We start from the raw sequence: 1,071 nt of genomic DNA, 5'->3' as shown, positions 1-1,071 counted from the left end.
GGCTCACTCCCTTGTGCGTGTCGGCGTCTATGTCGCTGGGCCTCGACCGGCCGTGTCGAGGTCTTCCATCACGCTCGTGTGGACGAGAGCAGCCGCGAAGTCTGCTGGGTCCATAGGGCCGTCCTCTGGCCTAACGATCAGGAAGCGGCGGCTGTACACATCGGATCCCCAGCGGTCTACAACTTCGCCAGTCAATGCGATTTCGATCTCGGCGAAGACGCCTTCATCGACTTCGTTGAGATCGAGCCTGCGCAGATATCCGTAGTTTCCCTCGGCGAGGACGTTGTTGATGCCTTCCTTGGCGGCGGCATCGAAGTTGCTGAGGTGTTCGGCGTACTGGTCCCGTAGGCTCACTCTGAAGCTTCCTCCCGCGCAGAAAGGCATCCGCAGTCGTTCAGATAGAACGCCGTGATGATGCCACGGGCTCGACCGTCCGGAGTGCCGGAGTCGCTATGAGTATAGGACACTTTCATATTTCCCCATTGCGAGTTCACGCCGCTTATCTTGTTCGAGCTGCATGTCCACGTGTTGTTCGACTTGGTGCACTTGGCCGTCGGGCTGTCCAGTGTTTCGTCGATGTCCTTCTTGAAGGTGCTCCAGCTGACGTTGATGCGGTGCCCACGGTCGTCAATGTGGTACTTTCCGAAGCCTGTCGTGTGGCCGGACGCGTTGTCGTGTCGCCCGTAGCGGAGCGGGATGTCGTGTCCGTTGGGCGAGAAGTGTGTTGAGTAAACCGTCCAGTTCTCGCCTGCCGCCTGTGCGGGGTCCGTGCTCACAGACATGGCGACCGTGACGCCGACAAAGCTTGCTGTGCCCAGTACGAGTGCGCGGCGCATGCGTGACAGGTGCATCGAGTCCTCCTATGGCCATCCGAGTGTCGGATGTGCTTTCGGGAGCTTAGAGGGATCACTCACCGCGCGGAATGGTGATGGCTGACGGGGCTCAAAATGACCCTTCAGTGTCGCGCAAGCCCTTCGGCCGCTGGGGCGAGGTTTTCGGCGACGACACCGTCGCCGCCGCCATGATCGACCGCCTCGTCCACCACGCCGAAGTGATCTCCCTCAAGGAGCA

Annotated in this window: 2 protein-coding genes and 1 pseudogene; 1 reads left to right on the top strand and 2 read right to left on the bottom strand. The window is 60.6% G+C overall.

The features are described 5' to 3' along the window. Positions 1 to 27: 27 nt before the first annotated feature. Both HCK00_RS26650 and HCK00_RS26645 read right to left on the bottom strand, forming a co-directional pair. Positions 28 to 354 carry a hypothetical protein gene (locus HCK00_RS26650; RefSeq protein ID WP_168104607.1) on the bottom strand — a complete coding sequence of 109 codons (327 nt, stop codon included), beginning with the start codon at positions 352 to 354 and terminating at the stop codon, positions 28 to 30. Further along, positions 351 to 851, bottom strand: a complete 501-nt coding sequence (locus tag HCK00_RS26645; protein WP_168104606.1) for a hypothetical protein — start codon at positions 849 to 851, stop codon at positions 351 to 353. Before HCK00_RS26645 ends, HCK00_RS26650 begins: the two co-directional genes overlap by 4 nt. Before the next feature lie 110 nt (positions 852 to 961). Here HCK00_RS26645 and HCK00_RS26640 point away from each other — a divergent pair. Then, positions 962 to 1,071 (top strand): annotated as a pseudogene (locus HCK00_RS26640) (ATP-binding protein); the annotation flags it as partial.

This window comes from Streptomyces zingiberis (assembly GCF_012034935.1).
GTDB lineage: Bacteria > Actinomycetota > Actinomycetes > Streptomycetales > Streptomycetaceae > Streptomyces > Streptomyces zingiberis.
This window is presented reverse-complemented; position numbering and strand designations above follow the sequence as displayed.

Bases quoted from the DNA above. Each gene is read 5' to 3' on its own strand.
- HCK00_RS26645 (WP_168104606.1), bottom strand. From the start codon at position 851: ATGCACCTGTCACGCATGCGCCGCGCACTCGTACTGGGCACAGCAAGC.